The sequence below is a fragment of the Streptomyces sp. Y1 genome (genome assembly GCF_041053115.1).
GTDB classification, from domain to species: Bacteria; Actinomycetota; Actinomycetes; order Streptomycetales; family Streptomycetaceae; genus Kitasatospora; species Kitasatospora rubellomurina.
Genome location: NZ_CP163445.1, coordinates 8,201,304 through 8,224,495, shown reverse-complemented (window position 1 = coordinate 8,224,495; position 23,192 = coordinate 8,201,304). Strand labels below are relative to the sequence as shown.

18 protein-coding genes and 1 pseudogene are annotated in these 23,192 nt (G+C 75.1%); 9 read left to right on the top strand and 10 right to left on the bottom strand.

The features are described from left to right. The first annotated feature begins 12 nt into the window (after nt 1–12). The 3 genes from AB2U05_RS35980 (at nt 13) to AB2U05_RS35970 (ending at nt 7,376) form a co-directional block, all read left to right on the top strand. Entirely contained in the window at nt 13–2,670 is a 2,658-nt protein-coding gene (locus tag AB2U05_RS35980; protein ID WP_369185637.1) for a TIM-barrel domain-containing protein, read from the top strand. A 117-nt stretch (nt 2,671–2,787) separates the two neighbouring features. Continuing rightward, a complete protein-coding gene (locus tag AB2U05_RS35975) occupies nt 2,788–4,515 on the top strand; it encodes an RNA ligase family protein (protein ID WP_369185636.1) in 1,728 nt (575 codons plus the stop codon). Then, on the top strand, nt 4,515–7,376 hold the full coding sequence (locus AB2U05_RS35970; RefSeq protein ID WP_369185635.1) for an RNA repair domain-containing protein: 2,862 nt from the start codon (nt 4,515–4,517) through the stop codon (nt 7,374–7,376). Before AB2U05_RS35975 ends, AB2U05_RS35970 begins: the two co-directional genes overlap by 1 nt. 11 nt (nt 7,377–7,387) lie before the next feature. On the opposite strand, the gene AB2U05_RS35965 is transcribed toward AB2U05_RS35970, so the two are convergent. The 3 genes from AB2U05_RS35965 to AB2U05_RS35955 all read right to left on the bottom strand — a co-directional run bounded on the left by AB2U05_RS35965 (nt 7,388) and on the right by AB2U05_RS35955 (nt 10,158). Next, nucleotides 7,388–8,029 (bottom strand): dienelactone hydrolase family protein, encoded by a 642-nt coding sequence (locus AB2U05_RS35965; RefSeq protein ID WP_369185634.1) that lies wholly within the window; start codon nt 8,027–8,029, stop codon nt 7,388–7,390. Nucleotides 8,030–8,232: 203 nt separating this feature from the next. Further along, nucleotides 8,233–9,846, bottom strand: a complete 1,614-nt coding sequence (locus AB2U05_RS35960; RefSeq protein ID WP_369185633.1) for a PQQ-binding-like beta-propeller repeat protein — start codon at nt 9,844–9,846, stop codon at nt 8,233–8,235. Between the two features lie 129 nt (nt 9,847–9,975). Further along, complete coding sequence (locus tag AB2U05_RS35955; protein ID WP_369185632.1) at nt 9,976–10,158, bottom strand: hypothetical protein; 183 nt, start codon at nt 10,156–10,158, stop codon at nt 9,976–9,978. 192 nt (nt 10,159–10,350) lie between these two features. Between AB2U05_RS35955 and AB2U05_RS35950 the strand changes: the two are divergent. From AB2U05_RS35950 to AB2U05_RS35935, 4 genes and pseudogenes are all read left to right on the top strand, one after another. Further along, nucleotides 10,351–10,559: pseudogene (locus AB2U05_RS35950) on the top strand (IS256 family transposase); the annotation flags it as partial. Between the two features lie 52 nt (nt 10,560–10,611). Next, a complete protein-coding gene (locus tag AB2U05_RS35945) occupies nt 10,612–11,172 on the top strand; it encodes a uridine kinase (RefSeq protein ID WP_369185631.1) in 561 nt (186 codons plus the stop codon). Nucleotides 11,173–11,567: 395 nt separating this feature from the next. Then, nucleotides 11,568–12,191 carry a helix-turn-helix domain-containing protein gene (locus tag AB2U05_RS35940; RefSeq protein WP_369185630.1) on the top strand — a complete coding sequence of 208 codons (624 nt, stop codon included), beginning with the start codon at nt 11,568–11,570 and terminating at the stop codon, nt 12,189–12,191. 166 nt (nt 12,192–12,357) lie between these two features. Beyond that, nucleotides 12,358–13,635, top strand: a complete 1,278-nt coding sequence (locus tag AB2U05_RS35935) for an MFS transporter (RefSeq protein WP_369185629.1) — start codon at nt 12,358–12,360, stop codon at nt 13,633–13,635. Nucleotides 13,636–13,659: 24 nt separating this feature from the next. Here the strand turns inward: AB2U05_RS35935 and AB2U05_RS35930 are convergent, their stop codons facing one another. Together AB2U05_RS35930 and AB2U05_RS35925 are read right to left on the bottom strand one after the other, a co-directional pair. Beyond that, nucleotides 13,660–14,058: a hypothetical protein gene (locus tag AB2U05_RS35930; protein WP_369185628.1), complete on the bottom strand. Its 399-nt coding sequence runs from the start codon at nt 14,056–14,058 to the stop codon at nt 13,660–13,662. Between the two features lie 62 nt (nt 14,059–14,120). Beyond that, nucleotides 14,121–14,690: a MarR family winged helix-turn-helix transcriptional regulator gene (locus tag AB2U05_RS35925; protein ID WP_369185627.1), complete on the bottom strand. Its 570-nt coding sequence runs from the start codon at nt 14,688–14,690 to the stop codon at nt 14,121–14,123. 64 nt (nt 14,691–14,754) lie between these two features. On the opposite strand from AB2U05_RS35925, the gene AB2U05_RS35920 reads away from it, so the two are divergent. After that, on the top strand, nt 14,755–15,474 hold the full coding sequence (locus AB2U05_RS35920; protein ID WP_369185626.1) for an SDR family NAD(P)-dependent oxidoreductase: 720 nt from the start codon (nt 14,755–14,757) through the stop codon (nt 15,472–15,474). A gap of 114 nt (nt 15,475–15,588) precedes the next feature. Here AB2U05_RS35920 and AB2U05_RS35915 read toward each other — a convergent pair whose 3' ends face one another. The 4 genes from AB2U05_RS35915 to AB2U05_RS35900 all read right to left on the bottom strand — a co-directional run bounded on the left by AB2U05_RS35915 (nt 15,589) and on the right by AB2U05_RS35900 (nt 20,717). Beyond that, nucleotides 15,589–16,392 carry a putative protein N(5)-glutamine methyltransferase gene (locus tag AB2U05_RS35915; protein WP_369185625.1) on the bottom strand — a complete coding sequence of 268 codons (804 nt, stop codon included), beginning with the start codon at nt 16,390–16,392 and terminating at the stop codon, nt 15,589–15,591. 306 nt (nt 16,393–16,698) lie between these two features. After that, complete coding sequence (gene ligA / locus AB2U05_RS35910; RefSeq protein WP_369185624.1) at nt 16,699–18,786, bottom strand: NAD-dependent DNA ligase LigA; 2,088 nt, start codon at nt 18,784–18,786, stop codon at nt 16,699–16,701. A 96-nt stretch (nt 18,787–18,882) separates the two neighbouring features. Beyond that, nucleotides 18,883–19,641 (bottom strand): TetR family transcriptional regulator, encoded by a 759-nt coding sequence (locus tag AB2U05_RS35905; protein ID WP_369185623.1) that lies wholly within the window; start codon nt 19,639–19,641, stop codon nt 18,883–18,885. A gap of 374 nt (nt 19,642–20,015) precedes the next feature. After that, nucleotides 20,016–20,717, bottom strand: coding sequence for a ScbR family autoregulator-binding transcription factor (locus AB2U05_RS35900; protein WP_045696716.1), 702 nt, complete (start codon nt 20,715–20,717; stop codon nt 20,016–20,018). A gap of 417 nt (nt 20,718–21,134) precedes the next feature. Here AB2U05_RS35900 and AB2U05_RS35895 point away from each other — a divergent pair, with 417 nt between their 5' ends. Then, nucleotides 21,135–21,776 carry a C40 family peptidase gene (locus tag AB2U05_RS35895; protein WP_369185622.1) on the top strand — a complete coding sequence of 214 codons (642 nt, stop codon included), beginning with the start codon at nt 21,135–21,137 and terminating at the stop codon, nt 21,774–21,776. A gap of 21 nt (nt 21,777–21,797) precedes the next feature. Here the strand turns inward: AB2U05_RS35895 and AB2U05_RS35890 are convergent, their stop codons facing one another. After that, a complete protein-coding gene (locus tag AB2U05_RS35890; protein ID WP_369185621.1) occupies nt 21,798–23,033 on the bottom strand; it encodes a glycosyltransferase in 1,236 nt (411 codons plus the stop codon). Nucleotides 23,034–23,192 lie beyond the last annotated feature (159 nt).

Here is a 23,192-nt window from a genome sequence, read left to right as displayed (position 1 = left end):
GGAGGAACCACCGTGCGCCTGCACCGACCCCGGCTGCGCCGGGCCGCCCTCGCCGCGGCCCTGACCAGCCTCGCCGCCCTCGCCGGGCCCGCCCTCCCGGCCCACGCCGCCACCACCCCGTCCGCCGTCCTCGACCGCGACCACCAGAGCGCCACCTGGCAGAGCCCGCAGTACGCCAAGGGCACCCTCGGCGATGCCACCAGCTGCCCGGGCGCCGACCAGGACCCGGGCGGCGCCGTCTGCGGCCGCTTCGACGTCACCGTGAACGTGCCGGCCGGCTACTGGGACGACAACCCGGAGGGCGGCGTCCCGGTCTCCGTCCAGTGGCAGAACCCCACCGACGACTTCGACCTGTACGTCTTCGACGCCGCCGGGAAGCAGGTCGCCTCCAGCGCGGGCACCGCCGACCCGGAGGCCACCGTCATCCCCAAGGCCTCCGGCACCTACCACGTCCTGGTCGTCCCCTACGACGTGCACGGCGGCTCCTTCACCGGCCGCGTCTACCTCCCGCAGACCAGCGACGCCGGGGACCTCACCTCCTTCAGCGGCGGCCAGGGCAGCTACGACATCGCCGCCGGCACCCTCCGGGCCAAGGTCGACTTCCTCGCCGACGACCAGCTGCGCCTGCGCGCCGCCCCGGACGGCGTGCTCACCGACCCGGCGGGCAGCACCATCGTCCGCACCCAGCCCCAACCCCGGCGCGACACCAGCTCGTTCGACGCCGGCGACTACTACGGCATCCGCGCCGGCGACACCGTCCTGCGGGTCTACAAGCACCCGCTGCGGTTCGGCCTGTACCACGCCGACGGCACCGCGATCTGGCAGGAGGACGCCCCGCTGCGCTGGAGCACCAGCGGCCTGCGGCAGAGCCTGCGGCGCGGCGCCGACGAGCAGTTCTTCGGCGGCGGCGAGCAGAACGGCAGCTTCTCGCACCGCGACCACACCGTCCACGTCGCCAACAGCTTCGACTGGAACGAGGGCGGCTACAACAACTCGCAGCCGTTCTACGTCTCCACCGCCGGCTACGGCGTCTTCCGCAACACCTTCGCCCCCGGGATCTACGACTTCGGCTCGCCCGTGCGCACCGGCCAGCAGGAACGCCGCCTGGACGCCTACTACTTCACCGGCGACGTGAAGTCCGTGATCGGCCGCTACACGGCCCTGGTCGGCAAGCCGTTCATGCCGCCGGTCTACGGCCTGGAACCCGGCGACTCCGACTGCTACCTGCACAACGCCAACCGCGGCGAGCGCCACACCCTCGACGCCCTCAAGATCGCCGACGGCTACGTCCAGCAGCAGATGCCGCTCGGCTGGATGCTGGTCAACGACGGCTACGGCTGCGGCTACGAGAACCTGCCGCAGACCGGCACGGGCCTGCGCAAGGACCACGCCCAGCTCGGCCTGTGGACCCAGAACGGCCTGCCCAACCAGGCCGCCGAGGTCAAGGCCGGCGTCCGGGTGCGCAAGCTCGACGTCGCCTGGGTCGGCAACGGCTACGACTTCGCGCTGAACGCCTGCGACCAGGCCAAGGCCGGCATCGAGGACAACAGCGACGCCCGCGGCTTCGTCTGGCTGCCCGTCTCCTGGGCCGGCGCGCAGCGCTGCGGCGTGCTGTGGAGCGGCGACCAGAGCCTGTCCTGGGACTACATCCGGTGGCAGATCCCCACCTACGCGGGCGCCACCATGTCCGGCATCGCGTACGACACCGGCGACGTCGGCTCGATCTTCCGCCGCGACCCGAAGATGTACACCCGCGACCTGCAGTGGAAGGCCTTCATCCCGACCATCATGACGATGGACGGCTGGGCGAAGGACATGACCGGCAAGCAGCAGCGCGACCAGCAGCCGTGGCTGGACGGCGAGCCGTACACCTCGATCAACCGCAAGTACCTGCAGCTCAAGGAGCGGCTGCTGCCGTACATGTACACCCTCTCGGCGGAGGCCACCCGGACCGGCATCGGCGCGGTGCGCCCGCTCGCCCTGGAGTACCCGGACGACCCGGCCGCGCTCGGCCCGGACGCGAAGTACGAGTTCCTGGCCGGGCCGGACTTCCTGGTCGCCCCGGTCTACTCCGACACCGCCGTCCGCAACGGCATCCACCTGCCGGCCGGCACCTGGACCGACTACTGGACCGGGCGCACCTACCAGGGCCCGACCACGATCGACAACTACTCGGCCCCGCTCGACACCCTGCCGCTGTTCGTCCGCGGCGGCGCGATCGTCCCGATGTGGCCCAAGGGCACGCTCTCCTGGGAGACCAGGGACCGCGGCGAGCTCGACTACGACCTCTACCCGCAGGGCGACTCCAGCTACACCCTGTACGAGGACGACGGCGTCACCCGCCAGTACGCGGGCGGATCCGCCGCCACCCAGCGCGTCGACGTGCACGCGAACGGCGCCGTCACCACCGTCGACGTCGGTGCCAGCGAGGGCAGTTACAGCGGCAAGCCGGAGGCCCGCAGCTACCGCTTCACCGTCCACGGCCAGGCCGCGCCCCGGCTGGTCGTCACCCAGGGCGGCCCGCTGCCGAAGCTCGGCTCCGCGGCCGCCCTCGACGCGGCCGGCTCCGGCTGGTTCCACGACGACGCCACCGGCGTGACGGAGGTCAAGACCCCGCGGATGTCCACCGACCGCGGCTTCGCCCTCCACCTGATCCGCGGCGGGCACTGACACCCCACCGGGACGGGGCCCGACTGCGGGCCCCGTCCCGGATAAATCGCTGGTCAGGAAGATCGGCGCGCTCCTACTGTGTCGGCGGACCACGACCGACCGACCCGGGAGCCGGACATGCGCGTGCAGTATCCCCGGACGCCGCACCTGCCCTGGTCGCCGGGCGCCGCGGCGGACGACGTACGGACCGGCGACCTCTCCGGCCTCGCCGGGGCCGAGGTCGTCGTCACCGAGAAACTGGACGGCGAGAACACCACCCTCTACCGCGACGGCCTGCACGCCCGCTCGCTGGACTCCGCCCACCACCCGTCGCGGGCCTGGGTGAAGGAACTGCACGGCCGGATCGGCCGGTTGATCCCGCCGGGCTGGCGGATCTGCGGCGAGAACACGTACGCCCGGCACTCGATCCCGTACACCGACCTGGAGAGCTGGTTCCACGGCTTCTCGGTGTGGGACGCCGAGGATGCCTGCCTGGACTGGGACAGCACCGTCCGCTTCCTGCACCGCATCGGCGTCCCGACGCCCCGGGTGCTGTGGCGCGGCCGCTACGACGAGCGGGCGCTGCGCTCCCTCGCGGCGGGCCTGGACCTGGAGCGGCAGGAGGGGTACGTCGTCCGCACCGTCCGGGGCTTCCCCCGGGCCGAGTTCGGCGAGCGGGTCGCCAAGTGGGTGCGCCCCCGGCACGTCCGCACCGACACCCACTGGATGCACGCCGCCGTCGTGCCCAACGGCCTCGGCCCGGCCGCCGCCCTGTGGGCGGTGCGCAGCGGCGCCCGGCCCGCCCCCGGCGCCCTCGCCGCCGCCCTCGGCCTCGACGAACTCCCCGGCCCCGAGCACGAGTTGGCCGATATCTCGGACCGGCTCGACGCCCTCGGCCGCACCGGCGACCGCCGCCTGGTCGGCGTGCTCGCCACCGCGCTGCGCACCATCCGCCGGGAGGAGCTGGCCCCCCGGCTGGCCGGGTCGCTCGGCCTGCCGCTGGCCCGCCGGGTCGCCGACCTGGTCGGCCTGCACCCGCGGCTGCACCTGCCGTACCCGGACGAGGACCGGCCCGCCGGGCTGGTCCGGATGTCCGTCGCCGCCGACCTGGCGGTGCTGCACGCCCTCGCCGCCGTGGCCGCGCCGGGCCCGGAGGAGCGGCAGCAGGTCGCCTGGTCCGAACTGCACGCCGACGCCGAGGGCCTGCTCGACGAGGACCCGCTCGACGCCCTGCGCCGCGGCCTGCGCGAGCGGTTCGCCGGCTTCGGCCCCGAGGCCGCCGACCGCTGCTACGCCCAGGCCCGCGAGGCGTACGCGCTCGGCCGGATCCGCACCACCGACGAGGCGGAGGCCGCCACCTGGCGCTGGCGCGACGGCGCCTTCCCGCGGCTGATCCAGCTCACCGGCCCGGCCGGCAGCGGCAAGAGCACCTTCACCGGCGCGCTCGACGGCGTCGACACCGTGGTCTCGCTGGACGGGCTGCGCGCCGCCCGGGGCTCCCGGGCCGACCAGCGCGACAACCCCGACGTGCTGCGCGAGGGCCTGGACCGGCTGTCCGCCGCCCTGACCCCCGGTGCCACCGTGGTCTGGGACGCCACCTCGCTCAACCACCACCAGCGCTCCCTGGTGGCGGGCGTCGCCGAGCGCCGGGACGCCCTGGTCACCCACGCCGTCATGACCGTCGACGAGACCGAACTGCGCCGCCGCAACGCCACCCGACCGCACCCGGTGCCGCCGGACGTGCTCACCGCCCAGCTGCACCGCTACCGCCCGCCGTATCCCGGCGAGGCCCACCGCACCTGGTACGTCGGCGCGCGTGGCACCGTGGAGGACACGGCGGGCTCGCTCGACTCCCGGGAGGACTGATGCGCCCGATCGAACAGATCTGTCAGCGGATCCGCTGGGACGCCCGCTTCGACCCGGCCCGGTTCACCCTGGGCGTGCGCCAGCGCGACGACCGGGTCAAGCGCGTCCCGCTGGAGGCCTTCACCGCCTCCGGCGACGTCCCCTGGCACCGGGTGCGCTACGTCGAGGCGGACGGCGTGCCGGTCTGGGACCGCGACACCGGCCTGGACGAGCTGGACCGCACCGAGGCCGGGCGGCGCACCGACCCGCACCGGCTGCCCACGCCGTTCTTCACCGCCGCCGCACCGCACGCCTGGCGGGCCGGGGACGGCTGGCGGCCCGCCTCCGAGGCAGCGGCGGGGGCCGGGGCCGGAACAGCGGCGGGGGCCGGGGCCGGGCGGCTGCGCGTGGTCACCTGGAACACGCTGTGGGACCGCTACGACGCCCCGCTCATCGCCACCGCGCGCCGCCGCCCGCTGCTGCTCGCCGCGTTGGCGGCGGCCGACGCCGACGTCATCGCACTCCAGGAGGTCGAGCCCGCACTCGTCGACGGGCTGCTCGCCGCGTCCTGGGTCCGGGACGGCTACACCCTCCACCTCGACCCGGGCGGCCCGGACATCGCCGAGTACGGCCTGCTGCTGCTCAGCCGCCTGCCCGTGCTGGCCGCCGGGCGGCACGTGCTGGGCCCGCACAAGGCGGTGGCAGCCGTCACCGTGCGGACCGCCGCAGCGCCGCTGACCGTGGCCGCCGTTCACCTGAGCAGCGATCACTCGCCGGAGGGCCCGGCCCGCCGTCAGGCCGAACTCGCCCGGCTGGCCGAGGGGTTCGCCGCCCTTGAGGGCGAACTGCTGGTACTCGGGGACTTCAACGACGCCCGTTCCGGCCCGGCCGGCCCGGCCGCCGCGCTCGGCCTGCGGGACGCCTGGACACAGGCTCGCGGCCCCGCCGACGACACTCCCACCTTCGACCCGGTCGGCAACCCGCTGGCCGCCGTCTCCTCGCTCACCGGCCGCGCCGGGCGGCTCGACCGCGTCCTGCTGCGCGCCGAACGCGCCCGGGCCACCGCCGCCCACCTCCTCGGCGACCGCCCGACCGCGGACGGGCTGCACCCCTCGGACCACTACGGCGTGGCCGTCGACCTCGACCTGTCCTCCGGGGAACCGGCGTCGCCGGACGCCCTGGAGGCCGCGCCGACCACCCGCACCGCCGTCGCCTGGCTGCCGCCGGAGGAGCTGTGGCCGCCGATCCAGCGGCTGCGCGCCGCGCACGACCCGCAGCTGCGCCGCTGGCCGCCGCACGTCAACCTGCTGTTCGGCTTCGTCCCGGAGGCCGAGTTCGACCGCGCCCTGCCGCTGCTGGGCCGGGCCGCCGCCGAGGTCGCGCCGTTCACCGCCCGGCTGGCCGGGGTGCACACCTTCGGCCACCGCGAGGACGCCACCCTCTGGCTCGACCCGGCAGCCGACTCGCCCGAGCCGTGGGCGGCGCTGCGGGCCGCGCTGGTGCGCCGCTTCCCCCGCTGCCGCGGCCGCGCGGAGGGCTACACCCCGCACCTGACCCTCGGCCGCAGCGCCGACCCGCAGCGCACGGCCGCCGAGTGCGCGGCCGGCCTCGCCGGAGCCGCCGGGGCCTCGGCCCGGGTCGGTGAGCTGGTGGTGCTCTCCCGCCGGGGCGACGAGCCGATGCGGGTGCGCGCCACGATCGCGCTGGGCACCGGCGAGGTCCGGGACCTGCCGGACGCACCGGCCGACCCGACCGGGGCCGAACCGCTCCGAGCCGAGCCGCCCCAACGCACCGCTGCCGCCCTGACGTTGGCCGAGCGGATCGCGGCGGCCCTGCCGGGCGGCGTGGTCCGGACGGTCGGCTCACGCCGTCTGGGCTGCCAGCTGGACGGCGCCGACCTGGACCTGGTGGCCGCGCTGCCCGGCCCCGCCGACCTGGCCGGGGTGCGGGCCCGGGTGGCGGCCGCCCTGCCGCACGCGCAGGGACTGCACGAGGTGCGCGGGGCGCGGGTGCCAGGGCTGCGACTGACGGCGGACGGCCTGGCGGTGGACCTCGTGGTGGTCTTCACCGGCGCGCTGGATCCGGCCGAGGCCGTCGAGCGCCGGGCGGAACTGGGCGAGGCGGCGGCCGTCGCGCTGAGCGCCGTCACGGACGCCGAGGCACTGGTGGCGGCGGTCGGTGGGCGGCACGCGGCTTTCGTCCGGCTGGCCCGGCAGGTGAAGGCCTGGGCCCGGGCGCGCGGCCTGGACTCCGCGCCGTTCGGTCAACTGCCGTCGCTGGCCTGGTCGGTGCTGGCCGCGCGGACCGTCCGGGACGCGGACACGGCCGCCTGCGACCTGTTCCCGCGCTTCGCCGAGACCTGGGCAGGCTGGGACTGGCGCCGCCCGGTCGCCCTGCTCGGCGACCCCGCCGCCGGCGCGGCCGGGGGGCTGACCGTCCTCACTCCCTCCGCGCCCGTCCGCAGCTGCACCACCCAGGTCGGCCCGGCCGCCCGCGAGCTGCTCGCCGAGGAGCTGTACCGGGCCTGGGAGCTCGCCACCGAACACCCCGATCCATGGCCCGAGTTGCTCGCCCCGCCACCGCTGCACCGGCGCCACGCCGGCTGGGCCGTGGTCAGCGCCGAGCCGGCCGCGCTCGGCGCCGTCCGGGGCCGGATCCGCGCCCTGCTCGGCGCCCTGGAGGAGGCGGGCGCCACCCGGGTGCACGCCTGGCCGCGCCCGTTCCACTCCGGCGGGCGCCCGCACCTCGCGATCGGCCTCGGGCCCGATCCGCTCCCGGCGGCGCGGCTGGCGCCGATCGCCGCCGCGTGGTCCCGCGGCCTGCCCGGCGTCCGGGTCGAGCACGCCTCCGGAGGGTCGGTACCCACGCTCGGCCTTCGCTGACTCCCGCGACCTCAGCGGACAGCCGCGACGGCGCCGGGCCGTTCGATGCGGTCGAGGCGGTCGATGCGGTCGATGCGATCGATACGGTCGAGGAAGTCCAGCACCCGCTGGGTGACCTGCCGTGCGGCGGGTTCGTCGTACGACGGAAGGCCGCTGTCGGTGAACAGGTGCCGCTCGCCCGGGTAGCGGAACAGCTCGGCGTCCGCCGCCGTCGCGACCAGCGCCCGGGCCGCGTCCACATCGCCCTCCCCCGCGAAGAACGGATCCGCCTCCATGCCGTGGACCTGGACCGGAACGCCCTGCGGCCAGGCACCGCCGAACTCCGCGACCGGCACGCAGGCCTCCAGCAACAGCGCGCCCTTCGCCCCGGGGCGGGTCTGGGCCAGCTTCTGCGCCGGCAGGACGCCCAGCGAGAACCCGAGGTAGACGAGCTCCGCGGGCAGCCCCTCGGCGGCGGCGGTGCCGCGCTCGACGATCGTGCCGAAGCCGATGCTCTCCGCGTGGCCGATGCCCTCCCGCAGGCTGTCGAACACCGTCCCCTCGAACAGGTCCGGGACGTGGACGACGTGCCCGGCCAGCCGCAGCCGTTCGGCGAATGCGCGGACGCCCTCGGTCAGCCCGTACCCGTGATGGAAAACCAGCACCTCAGCCATGCTTCTCCCCCTCGTGCCGCGGCGCCCGGACGGCGCCGCGGCACGAGTATGACCCGTGGCACCGACACCCCGTGACCGGCCGCACGCGTCGGCCGCAGGACTCACTGCCGGGCCGGGTCCACGCCGCGGCGGACGGCTTCGACCCGACCCCTTGAGCACCACTTGAGCACCACTGCTCCGCTCCCGAGGCCGGGTGACCGGCCTCAGCTGCCGGCCCCGCCGAACGCGACGAGGTGGCCGTCCTTGGTGCCGACGAAGATCCGTCCGCTGTCCGTCGCGGGCACCGAGAACCTGGACACCGTGCCGAGCGGGAAGCTGCGGCGCATGGAGAGCGTGCCGTTGACCGGTACCGGGTCGTAGACCCGCAGTTCGCCGTTCTGGCCGTTCGGCCCGGTGCCGGAGTAGACGGTCCAGACGAGCGCCGAGCCGGAGGCGGTGCCGTTCGAGGTGACCACGGGGGAGCCGGAGGCGTAGCCGAAGCCCTCGGCGCTGGTGCCGGTGCTGGTCAGCTGCGGGGTGCCGGAGCCGTCGACCGCGTACTTGAGGGCGCGCAGCACGCCGTTGTTCTCGACCAGGTAGACGTAGCCGCCGTCACCGCCCCAGACGCCCGGGTGTCCCCACACGCCCTTGTAGGGGCCGGTCATGCCGACCACGTTGTCCGTCCCGCCCTGGCCCTGCCCCGTGCCGCCGAGGTTGTCGCGGTCCAGCAGGAAGATGCGGCCGTCCTTGCCGACCTGGACCAGCAGGTGCGGGTGGGCGGACGTGCCGAAGCCGTCCGGCAGCGCCGCGGGGCCGCCGGAGCCGAGGTCCTGGTCGGCGTGGTCCATGTCCCTGTTGTTGGTGGGGCTGAAGAAGTCCTTCGCGACGAGGCTGCCGTCGGCGTTGACGCCGAGGCGTACGACCGATTCGGCGAGGTGGGCCGGCGGCGCGTTGCCCGGGCCGGTGGGCGGCGAGCCCCCGTTCGCGCCGTTGCCGGTGGCGACGAAGATCCGGCCGTCGCCGTCCGACATCAGCCCGCCGCCGCTCATCCAGACTCCCCCGTTCTGGGAGTCGGAGCCGGCCTCGGTGGACCAGAGGGTCACCTTCCGGGTGTTGGTGTCGACGCCGCCGACGATTCCGACGTACGGATTCCTCCCGCAGTCCGAGGCGAACCCGAAGTACACCGCGCCGCCGAGGAGCAGCAGCCCGGCGCGCTGCACGGACGTGGCCGGGTTGAGCGGGACGCCGGGGCTGTTCACCGGCGCACCCTGGACCGGCACCGGCCAGCCGCCGCGCTCGGCGCCCGTCGCGAGGTCCAGGGCGTGCGCCGAGAAGTGGGCGCCCCCGTCGTTGGACCTCGACACCAGGTAGACGGTGCCGCTCGCGGCGTCGAGGACCGGCGTCGAGGTGATGCCGGTGCCGGGCGAGAGGCAGTCGGTCGACGAGGGCACCGGGGTGCCGAGGGCGCGCTGCCAGAGGATGCGGCCGTCCGCCGCGTTGACGCCGTACACGTGGTTGGTCTCGGTGGCGACGACCACGGTCGACCCGGCGACCAGCGGCTGGGCGTGCACCCCGCCGTCGATCGCGGTGGACCAGCGCCGGCCGAAGTCCGCGGCCGACACCTGGTCGGGCCCGAGGTTCGGCTCGGCCGCGTCCCAGCCGGTCCGCAGGTTGTTCACCGAGACGGTCGGGTTGTCGGCCCGTGCGGGCGACGGGGCGAGCAGCGAGCTCGCGACGGTCGGCGCCAGCAGCGCCAGGCCGGCCAGCAGGGCCGCCGGCCGGCGGCGCCCGGGCGCGCGCGGCGCGCAGCGCAGGAGTGAACGGGGAGGTCGGTTCATGCGACCAACCCTGGCCGCACGCTTGGCCGATGGCGATGCGACGAGGGCCGGATGGCCGAGGCCCGAAACCCGAGGCGTGACGGCCCGCCACCCGCGTGCGCCGAGCTTCCGGCCGGTCGCAGCGGCGGCTTACAGGCCCGCCCGGGTGAGCAGCCACTCCATGCGTTCGACGGGCAGGTACGGCGAGGCGGCGGCGGCCTCCGCGACGCGCTCCGAGGAGTCGACGAGGAGCCGGAGCAGCGAGGGGAGCGGGAGGTTGCGGTGCGGCGCAGGGCGGCCGGCGGGAACGTCAGGACCTCCGCCTCGTCCCACCACAACGTGAACTTGTCCCGCCCGCGGTACCGGCGCTCGATGCTCTCGGCGGTCGCGGCGTCGACCAGGTGCGGGGCGCTGAAGGCCATGGTGAGGCGGACGATCTCCTCCTCGTCGTCGAGCAGTCGGGCCACCGCGTCGGCGGGAAGGGCTTTGCTGGCGGCCGCGGAGGCCCGGAAGCTGACGTAGGGCGAGTCGACCTTCGCCACCGTCCGGCTCCGCACCAAGGTCACCAAGGGCGCCGGCTCCCGCGTCGCGGCACTCGCCATGGTCTTCAAGCTCGTCGAGTCCGCCCAGGCCGCTGGCGGGCCGTCAACGGCGCCCATCTCGTCCCGCTGGTCCGCGCCGGAGCTCGCTTCGAGCGGGGCCAACTCGTCGAACGTACACGGACTGCGGCATGAACGCGGATCCGCCGTGCGATCCTCGGTCTGTCGATCAAAAGAGGGGGGTTACGTGCTACTGACGCTGACCGGTGGTGCAGGGGCAGGTAAGACGACACTGGCCGATGCGCTCGTGTCGTTCGCGGTGGAAGGCCCGGCAAGCGTGCTGCACGGCGACGACTACTACTTCACCGCTCCGGGGCGAGGAATCTGGACACGCGACGAGGCCGGGATACCGCGCCTGGACGTCGGGGATCCTCGCTCGGTCGACATCGAGCGGCTCGACGCCGACACCGACGCCGCGCTCGCCAGCGCCCCCGTTGTGATCGTCGACGGCCTCTTCGCTCGTCGGGTCACCCCACAGCGGCCTTGCCTCCGCCTCGACGTCTTCATTGACCTCGCGGCGGACCTCCGGCTGGCCCGCAAGATCGAACGGAAATGCGTCAGGGGCGGCTTCCCGCTTGAGGTTCTCCTGCGGAATTACGTGGAGCACCGGCGGGCCGCCCACGAGCGGCACATCGAGCCGCTACGAGACGAATGCGACGTGATCGTCGACGGCACGCTGTCCCCGGAGACCTTGGCCGAACAGATCTGGTCAGCAGTCGCCGCCCAGGCACTCAACCACAACTCTTGACAATTGCTCCCACCGGAGTGGTGAAAGGTGGCACCTACCGCGCTCCAGCACGTCAGTTGTCGCCAACAGCGCCATTCGACGTGCAGCTCTCCGGGTCGGTCAGTATGGCAACTGCCGGTGAACCAGCAAGGACGCTGACGGTTGGTTCCCGTTCAAACCGGCGCACTAGGGAGAGACCGCGCTTCAGCTGGGGCCGTAGGTGGACGACAGATCCGGTGCTGACCCGGCAGTTAGCGTGCTGAGTCACAGCTACGGACTGTAGCCAGAACGGTGGTGCGGCCAAGTAGCGAGTCCCGTGGCCAACAAGCGAGTCCAGTCACACGGGCTCCGCGGCTGACCTCTGAAGATCTGAAATTTTTCTTGCGCAACTTATCTTTCGGATCTAGCGTGGTGCCATGCCCTCCGAACCGCGGCCCGTGCGCAAGGCCGACCAGATCACCGACCTGACCAGGCTGAAGGCGTTCACCAATCCCCTGCGGATGCAGCTGTACCGGCTGCTCTACGCCGCCGGCTCCGCCACCGCCTCGCAGCTGGGCGAGCAGGTCGGCGAGGCGCCCTCGCTGGTCAGCTACCACCTGCGCAAGCTCGCCGAGCTCGGCTTCGTCGCCGAGGCGGCGGGCCGCAGCGGTGATGCGCGGGAGCGGTGGTGGCAGGTGGCCTCCGAGGAGGGCTGGGGCTTCCGCGACTCGGACTTCACGCAGACCCCCGAGGGCGCGGCCGTCGTCGAGGCGGTCGGCCGGAGCGTCTTCGAGACCCGGGCCGCCCAGTACCGCGCCTACCTCTCCCAGACCGGGGACTGGGGCCCGGCGTGGACCGACGCGGCCTTCGCCTCGGAGTGGATGCTCGACCTGACCCCCGCCGAACTCGCCGCGTTCGGCGAGGAGTTGGCGGAGGTCACCCGGCGCTGGCGGGAGCGCGGCCAGGCCGCCAGGGCCGCCGGATCCGCCGGAGCCGGTGGAGACACCGGGGGCCGCGAGCACGTGTCCGTCTACCTGTACGGCTTCCCGTTCCGCCCGTAACCGGCCGCATCCCGTCCCCACGCCCTGGCCCCGCGCGCCGGGTGACGCTTCCGCACGTCCACCAGGCCCCGCACCGCTCCACCACCCGACCCGGCTGCCCGTATCCAGCGCCGGGCGACGCCCCCGTGCGCCCGCACGGGGCCACCGCGACCACTCGGAGCCCGCCATGACCGCGCTGACCACCCTGGAGACCGCACCACCGCTCAGCACCGCCCCCGCCCACCGCGACCCCAACGTGCTGCGGTGGCTCACCGCCTACACCGCCTCGCTGGTCGGCGACACCGCCTACTTCCTCGCCCTCGGCTGGTCCGCCCAGCGGGCCCTCTCCCCGACCCAGGTCGGCCTGGTGATGGCCGCCGGGGGGATCCCCCGGGCCCTGCTGATGCTCGGCGGCGGTGTGCTCGCCGACCGCTTCGACCCGCGCCGGGTGATCCTCGGCAGCGACGCGCTGCGCTGCCTGCTGATCCTGTCGGTGGCCGCCGCCGTCGCGCTGACCACGCCCGCGCTCTGGCTGCTGGTCGCGGTGGCCCTGGTCTTCGGCGCCGTCGACGCCCTGTTCGTCCCGGCGGTCGGCGCGCTGCCGCCCCGGATCACCCGCCCCGACCAGTTGGCCCGGGTCAGCGGCCTGCGCTCGCTGGCCACGCGCGTCGGCCAGATCGCCGGCCCGCCGCTCGGCGGCCTGGCGATGGCGCTCGGCGGCCCGGCCGCCGCCTTCGCCGTCTCCGGCGCGTTGTTCGCGCTCTCCATGCCGCTGCTGCTGTCCGTCCGGATCCGGCCGCTCGACACCCCGGCCGCCGCCGGGGGCGCGCCCGCCGCCCGCCCGGCCCGCGCCGACCTCCTCGACGGCCTGCGCTACCTGCGCCGCCACCCGCTGATCGGCCCGCTGGTCCTCGCCGCGGCGGTCACCGAACTCGGCCTCAACGGCACGCTCAACGTCGGCATGGTGCTGCTCAACGCCGAACGCGGCTGGGGCGCCTCCGGCTACGGCTGGATCGTCGGCGGCTTCGGCGCCGGCGCGACCGCCGTCGCCGCCCTGCTGGCGGTGGTCGGCCGGCTGCCCCGGGCGGGCCTGACCCTGTGCGGCGCCCTCCTGCTCGGGAGCACCGGCGCCGCCGGACTGGGTCTGGTGCCGAGCCTGTGGGCGGCGGTGGCGATCGCCGTCCTCACCGGGCTCGCGGCGGGCACGGTCGGCAGCCTGACCCACACCCTGATCCAGACCGCGACCGACCCCGCCTACCTCGGCCGGGTCACCTCCGTCGTGATGCTCAGCATGCTCGGCCTGTCCCCGCTCGCCTACCCCCTGGTCGGCGCCGCCATCGGCGCCTGGGGCGCCGGCCCGGTGTTCGTCGCCTGCGGCGCGTTCGGCTGCCTCGGCCTGGTCCTCGCCCTCGCCTCCCCCGCCGTCCGCCGGGCGGAGCTGCCCCGGGCCGCCGAGCCCGCCTGACGCATCGCTCCGGTCACTCGGAGGTCACTCCACCGGCCTCAACCACTCGGTGGTCGCAGGGCCGTAGGCGTCCGCCGGCGGCTCGGGCGGAAGCCGGACACCGGCATCGCACCGCAGTTCGGTGGAGACCACCTCGGCCAGCCTCAGGGCCGAGTCGGCCAGCAGCCGCCGCCGGTGGGGGCTCAGCCGCCCCTGGCCCTTCCCGTAACCGGCCGCCCGGCCGAGGACGACGACGTCCATGAAGTACGGGACCGAGAAGTGGTCGTCCTCATGGGGCCGGGTCCAGCAGCGGGAGTAGACCCGGGTGCCTTCGTTGAGGAAGGAACCGCCGCGGTCCTCGTCGAGGGAGAAGAGAACCGGCTGCAGGAGCTGCGAGGGCCGGCGCAGCCCCGCGCCGGCATCCTCGACCTGATCGGCCGTCATCGCACTCCCCCGGTGTCGATCGCTTTCCCCCCGCCCGACCGCGGTCGGCTCGCCGGGCCACGCTACCCGCCCTGACCGCCCGCGGTCGGGGCCGTTCGGCGGCGGACGTCGGCCAGCAGCTTGTCCAGGGTCGCGATGAGCGTGGTGCGTTCGTCGTCCGACAGGCAGCCGACGAGTGCGGCCTCCCGGCCGAGCACGGTGTCGACGGAGCGGTCGATCAGCGCGTGGCCTTCGGCCGTGAGGTCGACCAGGACGGTTCGGCCGCTGCCCGCCGGCGTGCGCCGGACCAGGCCGTCGCGTTCGGCCCGGGCGATGCGCTGGGAGACCGCTCCGGCCGTGACGAGGGTCCGCCGGGCGATCTCGCGGGTGCTGAGGGTGTAGGGCGGGCCCGAGCGCCGGAGGACGGAGAGCAGGTCGAGGGTGGCGGCGTCGATGCCCGCCGCGCGCAGGGCCCGGGCGCGGTCGTCGGTGAAGAGCTTGGCCAGCCACCAGATCGGGGTGACGATCTCGATCGACCCGGTCGGGACGCCCGGCCGCTCCCGCCGCCAGGCGGCGGCGATCTCGGCGGCGGAGTGGGCGGGTGCGGGTTCCTCCGCGTTCTCCGGGTCCTGCGCTGCGGGGGCGTCGGCCACGGTGTGATCCCCTGTCGGTCTCGGCTATGTTTAGGTCTAAACGTATCAGTCGGCAGGGGGACCCATGACTTCTCGCACCGTGCTCGTCACCGGAGGAACCAGCGGCATCGGCCGCGCCATCGCCCGGCGGTTCGCCGCCGAGCGGGCCGAGGTCTTCGTCACCGGGCGTCACGCGGACACCGTCGAAGCGACCGCCGAGGAGCTCGGCGTGCACGGCGTCGTCTGCGACGCGACCGACCCGGGCCAGGTCGCCTCGCTCGCCGCCCGCCTCGGGGCGGTGGACGTGCTGGTCAACGCCGCCGGCGGCCTGCCCGGGGCGGCGCCGGCCGACCGGGCGCCACTGGAGGCGCTGCTCGCCCAGTGGCAGGCCAACCTCGCGCAGAACCTGCTGACCGCGGTGCTGACCACGACCGCGCTCCAGGACCGGCTCGCCGACGGCAGCGCCGTCCTCAGCATCGGTTCGATCGGCGCCGAGCGGCGCGGCGGCTCCTACGGCGCGGCCAAGGCCGCGCTGGCCGCCTGGAACGCCTCGCTGTCCGCCGAGCTCGCTCCCCGGGGGGTGACGTGCAACGTCATCTCCTCCGGCTACGTCGCCGGCACCAACTTCTTCGGCGGTCCGCTGGCCGACGAGCGGCACCGGGCGCTGGTGGAGGAGACGCACAACAAGCGGCCCGGCACGGTCGACGACATCGCCGAGACGGCCTGGTTCCTCGCGTCCCCGGGCGCCCGGCACATCACCGCGCAGACCGTCCACGTGAACGGCGGCGCCTTCTCCACCCGGTAGCGCGCCCGCCGGACGATCGGGGCCGGCCGACCGGGCCCGGCCGTCGCCAACACGGCGACGGCCGGGCCGGGCGGTCAACCGGACGGTCAGCCGGCCGTCGTCAACCGGCCGTCGTCAGCCGGCCGTCGTCAGCCGCGCGGTGACCACCGTCGCGTCCAACTCCTCGTCCTCGTGGGCCTCCGCCGCCAGGCCCGCCGCGCGCACCACCGCGAGGGCGGTCGCCAGCTGCCGCTCACTGGTCTCGAACAGCAGCGAGCCGCCCGGCGCGAGCCACCCGGGCGCCTCGGCGGCGACCCGGCGCAGCACGTCCAGGCCGTCCGAGCCGCCGTCGAGCGCCGGAAGGGCCTCGTACAGCCGGGCCTCGGGCGGCAGCAGGGCGACGTCGCCGGTCGGGACGTACGGGACGTTGGCGATCAGGACGTCCACGCGCCCGCGCAGTTCGGCGGCGGGCAGGGCCGCGAACAGGTCGCCCGCGAAGACCCGGGCGCCGGCGGGCGCGAGGTTGCGGCGGGCGCAGCGGACGGCCGCCGGGTCCAGGTCGGCCGCGTACAGCTCGACCGGGTGCCCGGCGCCGGCCGCGACGGCGGCGCCGAGCGCGCCGCTGCCGCAGCACAGGTCCAGGACGACCGCGCCGGGCGCGGTGAGCCCGGCCGCGGTGGCGGCCAGGAACTCGCTGCGGCGGCGCGGTACGAAGACGCCCGGGTCGATGGCGATCCGCAGCCCGGCGAACTCGGCCCAGCCGACGACGTGTTCGAGCGGCCGCCCCTCGGCACGGGCGCGGACCATGGCGGCCAGGTCGGCCGGGGTGGCGGCGGAGGCGAGCAGGATGCGCGCCTCGTCCTCGGCGAACACGCAGCCAGCGGCGCGCAGGCGGGTGACCACGGAGGATCGGAGGGCGGAGGAGGAGAAGACCGGCACAGGGGACCCCTTGGGGAGAATTCGGGAGGAGGCGAGATGGACTCCGCCAGGGCTCCCGTCAGGGTCGTCGCGTTGCCGGCGCGTACACGCTATGCGCGTACGGCGCCCACGCGGCCGCGCTCCGGGAGCACCCGCTCGGACATTCCGTTGATGGGGCTCACCTCCCTCGGTCGCGGTCGTACTCGGCGCCGCACACCCTACCGCACCGGCGGCGCCGACGATCACTCCGTTCCGTTCAGGCCGTTTCGTTCAGGCCGTTCCGTTCAGCCCGCTCCGTTCAACCCGCTCCGTTCACCCCGTTCAGCCTCAGCCCAGGAAGCCGCGCACCAGCTCGGCGAACTCCTCCGGCGCCATGACCGGTACGCCGAGCTCCTCGGCCTTGGCCCGCTTGGAGCCGGCCTTCTCCCCGGCGACGAGCAGGCTGGTCCGCTTGGACACCGAGGAGGAGGCCTTGCCGCCGGCCCGCTCGATCAGTTCGTTCATGGCGTTGCGGGAGAGCTCGGCGAGGGCGCCGGTCATGCTGCCGGTGACCACCACGCTCTGCCCGGCCAGCGGGCCCGCCGCACCGTCCGCAGCGCCGTCCGCAGCCCCGCCCCCGGCGCCCTCCGCCACGCCCTCCGGGTTCGTCCGGACGGCCGCCGGCTCGGTCACCGCCGTGCCCACGCCCTGCTCGGCGAGCCGGTCCAACAGCGCGGCCACCTCGGCGAGTTCGGAGAGCACCAGGGCCGCCTTCTCGGTGCCGATGCCGTCCACGGCGGCCAGCGCCTGGGCATCGGCGGCGCGGATCGCGGCCATGCTGCCGAAGTGGGCGGCGATCCGGCGGGACATCGTGCGGCCGGTGCCCCGGATGCCGAGCGCGCAGAACACCCGGCCCAGCGGCCGGGTACGGGCGGTCTCGATCGCGGCGAGCAGCTTGTCGGCGCTGGTCTCGCCCATCCGGTCCAGGGTGAGCAGCTGCTCCCGGGTGAGGGTGAACAGGTCGGCGAGGTCGCCGACCAGCCCGGCCTCGACGAGTTGGACGGCCCGGGTGCCGCCCAGGCCCTCGATGTCGAGCTGGTCGCGCCCGGCGGCGTAGATCACCGAGGCGACGACCTGGCAGCCCCGGCCGCGCACGCAGCGCCAGCGCTGCTCGGAGGTGTCGATGGCGTCGCCGCAGCGCGGGCAGACCTCGGGGAAGGCGATCGGCCGCTCGGCGCCGGTGCGCTCCTCGACCAGCGGCGCCTCGACGCGCGGGATGACGTCGCCGGCCCGGTAGACGAACACCCGGTCGCCGATCATCAGACCGCGCCGCTCGATGTCGGCCGGGTTGTGCAGGGTCGCGTAGGTGACGGTGACGCCGTCGATCACCACCGGGTCGAGCACCGCGCGGGGCGCGATGATCCCGGTGCGGCCGACGTTCCACTCGACCCCGAGCAGGGTGGTCACCTGGTGCTGCGCCTGCAGCTTGCGGGCCACCGCCCAGCGCGGCGCGCGGGAGCCGGAGCCGGCTGCCTCCTGGTCGGCGACCGCGTCGGCCTTGACCACCACGCCGTCGATGCCGAAGGGCAGTTCGGCGCGCAGGGCGGCGATCTCGTCGATCCGCTGCTGCGCCTCGGCGAGGGTGGCGCAGCGCCGGGGCGCGGCCTCGGTGGCGGCGGCGGTGTTGGCGCCGAGTTCGGCGATCCGGGCCAGCAGCGCGGCGTGGTCGAGGCCGGGCAGGCCGTGGGCGTCGTAACCGAAGAAGGTCAGCTCGACCCGGTAGGCGCGGTCCTTGGCCCGGAGGGTGCCGGCGGCGCCGCTGCGCGGGTGGGCGAAGGGGGTGGCGCCGTGGGCGGTGCGGACGGCGTTGGCCTGCTCGAACTGCTCGTGGGTGAGCAGCACCTCGCCGCGCAGTTCGACGTCGACGGGCTCGGCGAGCCGCTCGGGCAGGCCGAGCACGGCGTCGGCGGCGGCGGTGATGTCCTCGCCCGCCAGGCCGTCGCCCCGGGTGAGCACCTGGGTGAGCCGGCCGGCCCGGTAGCGGGCGGCGACGGCCAGGCCGTCCAGCTTCGGCTCGACGCACCAGGCGGCGACGGGCCGGCCGAGCCGGCGCTCCAGGCCGGCGGCCCAGGCCTCCAGCTCCTCGGCGGAGAAGACGTTGTCGAGGGAGAGCATCGGCACGCTGTGCGGGACGTCGCCGACCGCCGCGCCGCCGGCCACCTTGCCGGTCGGCGACTCGGGCAGCACCTCGTCGGGGTGCTCGCGCTCGTACGCCTCGACGGCGCGCACCAGGGCGTCGTACTCGTCGTCGCCGAGCGGCGTGGCGCCGTCTGCGTAGTAGGCCGCGGCCGCCCTCACGGCGGTGGCGACGGCGTCGGCGTAGGCCTCGGGGGAGGCCAGGGCTGCGGAAAGGGCCGGGCTGGCTGCGTCCTTCATACCGCCATCATGGCGAGTAGCACTGACATTCGGCCGTCGCGGCGGGAGCGGGTGGCGTCCTGGGTGGCGTCCCGGGCGGCACCGCGCCGCCGGGGCTCAGGCCGGCCCGAGAGCCGGGGGGCCGGTCCGGTAGGCGCCGACGGCGCCCGGGGGGACGAGACAGGGCAGCAGCCAGTCCCAGAGGGCGCCGACCCGGCGCGCCCGTTCCTCGGGCGGGCAGCCGTCCGCGAGGACCACCTCCAGGCCGCAGGCGGCGGTCACCACCAGGGTGTCGGGGCCGGGGCCGGGGGCGTCCGGGCGGCCGCGCAGTTCGCCCGCGCGGCGGGCGGCGGCCAGCAGGTCGCCGGTGATGCCGGCCCAGACGGCGTGGAAGCCGTGGAAGTCGTGGAAGCCGTGCGGATCGGTGGATCCGGGGCCGGATCCGGGCGCGGGGCCTGAGCCGGGGCCCGCGCCTGAGTCGGATCCGGGGCCGGCGCCTGAGCCGGGTCCGGACCCGCCCGTACACTGCCAGTCGCCCTCCCGGCCGAGCCGGAAGGCGGCCCGGATCAGCGGGTCGGAACCGAGGGCGTCGGCGAGCCAGTGGCCGGCGTCGATCAGGGCCTGGAGCGGCGAGGTGGCGGTGCGCCGGGAGCCGCAGGCGGCGCGCAGGGAACGTTCGGCCTGGGCGAAGACGGCGCCGGCCAGCTCCTCCTTGGAGGTGAAGTGGAAGTAGAGCGCCCCCTTCGTCACGCCGGCCGCCGCGGCGATCTCACCGAGGGTGGCGCCCGCGTAGCCGGAGCGGTCGAACAGTTCCGCTCCCGCCTCCAGTAGCCGTCCGCGCGTGCGCCGCGCCTTCTCCTGCCGCACCTGGTCCATCGATCCCTCCCGATGACGAACACGACCTGACCCCGAGCCGGTCCGGCCCCCTCGGCGGCCCGGCAAGCAGGACGGCGCGTGGTAGCCGACACAATCCGGCCCCGGACGACTCCCCCAACTCCCTTACCAGGGTGGCACGGAGGCGCGGGGCAACGGTCGACGAGCACGGCGAGTTCAGGCCGCACGCGGAGCCGCCCCAGGAGTGGCCGCGAGGATCCACCGACCCGGACTGGTCCGCCACCACAAACCGAACGCCTTGCATCTTTCGTTACGGGTACCGGCCCTGCGACCACTCCCGTCCCGGCGACCGCAACACTCCGAACCCCACCAGCCTTGCGCCGCCGCCGAGTTGACGCCCCGACCGGGGCCCGCACTCAGTGCGCGCCGACCCCGCCCGCCACCACCGCGGGCTGCGCTTCGGAGTCCCCCGCCGCCGCCCGGGCCGCCGCCACTTCGGCCACCACCTCGGCCCCGCGGCCCGACCCGATCCGCAGCGCGGCGAGTACGCCCGGCACCGCGATGCTGGGCAGCAGGTGCCGGTACAGCGCGGCCACCCGTTGCTCCAAGTCGGCCCGCCCGGACAGCTTCTGGGACTGGATCTGCACGCCCGTCCACGCCGCGGTCATCAGCCACGCGGTGTCCGCCGGGACGACGTGCGGCAGCAGTTCGCCGCGTTCGCCGGCCGCGACCAGCAGCGCCTCCATCCGGCGGATCCAGCCGGGAATCGCCCCGCTGCCGAGGTCGTCGAAGGCGTCCTGGCCGAGCGAGAGCCGGGCTCCCGCGCTGAGCAGCGGATCACGCGGCATCAGATGCGCGACCACCATTCCGGTGTCCACGAACTCCTGGAGCTTGCTGCAACGTTCGGGCACACCGTCCTGGGAGAACTGCTCCTCGAGCACACCGCGCGCGAGGTCCCGCTTGGAGGCGAAATGGAAATACACCGCGCCGCGGGTGACCCCGGCCCGGGCGACCACCTCGCCGATGGTGGCGCTCTCGTACCCGAACTCGTCGAAGACCGAGGCCGCCGCCTCGAGGATCAGCCTTCGCGTCCGAAGCGCCCGCTCCTGCCGCACCACCGCAACCACCCCGCCCTGCGCCCGTCCCCGAACCGAACCGAACACCCCGCATCCTAGCGACGGGCGTCCTCGGGGCGACAAGAAGTCGGGATGAGAAGACGCCGGGAATTCGTCCGCGCACGCTTCCCTTCCCCCACCCGCGTGTTCGATATTCGGTCAACTCGAATTTGTGCCAGCGTGGAATTAATTCGCACCGCCAACGGCTCGACGCGGCCGGGGCGTTCACTCCCAGGCCAAACCGGACGATCGGTTTGGTTCCTGCCCGATGGTCCATCACCCTCCCCGATCCACCCGGTCCGCGATTCACCGGTGCGGGTGATGGCGAGGGGCCCACTCGACCGGAATCCTGGAACCTTCCGAGCGGCGCCCGCCGAACCGCACCGACCGCACCGCACCGACCGAACCGGGAGTCACCCGATGGAGTCCCCACCTCCCCGCCGCGACCGCTTCCCCGGGCTCGGCCGCCGCCGTCTCTTCGGCCTCGCCCTCGGCGCCGGGCTGGTACCGGCCGTCGCCGCACCCGCCCGCGCCGACTCCTCCGGCCCCAGGCCCGGCCCCGGCCCCGGGCTCCCCGCGACCGCCGGCGCCGCCGCCCTCGGCCGCAGGGTGGCCGCCGTCGCCGCCTCCCAGCTCGGCGTGCCGTACGCGTGGGGCGGCGGCGACCGGCTCGGCCCGAGCCTCGGCTTCTGCGACGACGAGAACGGCTACCTGAACGGGAAGTGTCTGGGCGAGACCACGGTCGGCTTCGACTGCAGCGGCCTCGCCCTCCACTGCTGGTACCGGGCCAGCCACGGCACCGTCGAACTCGGCCACTACACCGTCGCCCAGTACCACCGCGCCGCACCGGTCGAGCGCGACGCCCTCGCCCCGGGCGACCTGCTGTTCTTCTCCCGCCCGGACGCCCCGCTGCACCACGTCGGGATCTTCGTCGGCGACGGCGCGATGATCCACGCCGAACGCACCGGCACGCTGGTCGCCCGGGTCGAGCGGGTGCTGGAAGTGCCGCGCTGGGCCGGGGAGTTCGCGGGTGCCCGCCGCCCGGGTGCCGCAACTCCGTGACGTCCCCGGCCGCCGCGTGCGTCACCCGGCGGCGGGCCGCCTCCCCCGGTCGGCCACGTCGAGCAGCAGCTTCGCCGCCACCGCCGCCCCATCGGTGCGGACGGTACCGGCCACGGCCCTCGCCCGCGCCCCCGTCGCGGGCGCCAGCGCGGTGGCGAGCGCCGCGGACAGGGAGTCGACGGTCGGCACCGGGCCCGGGTGCGCCGCGCCGATGCCCAACTCGGCCACCCGGGCCGCCCAGTGCGGCTGGTCGACGATCTGCGGCACGATCACCTGGGGCGCTCCGGCCCGGGCGGCCGTCGCCGTGGTGCCGGCGCCGCCGTGGTGCACGACGGCGGCCACCCGGCCGAACAGCTCCTGCTGGTTGACCTCGCCGACGACGAGGCAGTCCCCCCGGTCGTCGACCGCCGCCAACTCGGCCCAGCCACGGCCGAGGAGCACCCGCCGTCCGTGCGCCCGGACCGCCTCGACGGCCACCCGGGCGAGCTCCGGCGCCGTCCGCATGGCCATGCTGCCGAAGCCCACGTACACCGGCGGCGGGCCGGCCGCCAGGAACGCCGCCAGCTCCGGCGGCAGCGGGCGGGTGTCCGGCCGGAACCACGCGCCGGTCTGCACGAGGTCGAGCTCGGTCGCGTCCTGCCACGGTCCCAGCACCGGGTCCGCCGCCAGCCACGGCTGCTCCGTGTAGACGTGGTCGCGGACGTTCGCCACCGGCGGCAGGCCGATCGCCGCCCGGTGGCGGTTGAGCGCCGGGCCGTACAGCGCGTTCACCCGTTCGGCGTCCTGCTCCCACAGCACCTTCAGGTCGGTTTCCCCCTCCGGCGACGGCTTGCCGGGCCGCCGCTGCGGCGCGAACCGCCGCGACGGCAGCCCGAACGGGTGGAAGCACGCGAACACGTACGGGATCCCCAACCGCTCGGCCACCGACCGGACGCCGGCGGGCATCAGGCCGGTCGCCAGCACCGCGTCACAGTCCGCCGCCGCCTCGGCGAGCACCTCGAACCGGTCGGCGACCAGCTCGGCGGCGAGCCGGAACGCGTCCTCCATGGTCGGCGCTCTGGTGCCGGTCACCACCGAGCGCACCGACGGGCCGCAGGGCACCAGCGGCACGCCCGCACCGGCCAGCAACGCCGCGAACTCCTCGTCCGGCGGCGCGCACACCCGAACCTCCGCCCCGAGCTCGCGCAACCGCACCGCCAGCCCCGCCAGCGGCTCGACGTCCCCTCGCGATCCCCAGGTCGACAACACCACGCGCATGCCGCAATTCACCCTGTTCCCACTCGATTCCGGCTGAGGCCGACCATCCTGGGGCATGACGGGGGCCTTGCCGCAAGCCCCCCGGTGCGCTATAGCTTGGTAGTGGCGGGGAGTTGATTCTCCTCGCCCTCGCGTTTCCCCGGGCCCCTCGTTTCTGCG